Source organism: Cupriavidus sp. SIMBA_020, assembly GCF_046535395.1.
Classification (GTDB): domain Bacteria; phylum Pseudomonadota; class Gammaproteobacteria; order Burkholderiales; family Burkholderiaceae; genus Cupriavidus; species Cupriavidus campinensis.
In genome coordinates, this window is sequence record NZ_JAWRWU010000594.1 from 1 (window position 1) to 271 (window position 271).

Below are 271 nucleotides of genomic sequence, written 5' to 3' on the forward strand. Positions count from 1 at the left end.
CCGCCGTTATAAAGCAGATCGACCGGCGCCTGGAGAATCGCGCGAATGAGTTCGTTCGGCGTGAGCGCAATTGCCTCGATACCGAGTACCTCGCGCACCGCGGGCGAAAGCGGAATCGTCTTGACGGTGCGCGGAAAAATACCGCCGCCCGCTGAAATCGCGGCAGTATCGTAATCGGCCCAACTCGATCGCTCCAGTGCGAAGAGCCGCTTGCGCTCCGCGAAACTCAGCGCCGGGTCGGGCGAGGGATCGAGAAACACATGGCGATGAT

Annotated in this window: 1 protein-coding gene; it reads right to left on the reverse strand. The window is 61.6% G+C overall.

The window, feature by feature from the left end:
* Window positions 1-271 (reverse strand): NAD-glutamate dehydrogenase domain-containing protein (locus SB751_RS30660; protein ID WP_410749107.1); only part of this gene is annotated, 271 nt, incomplete at both ends.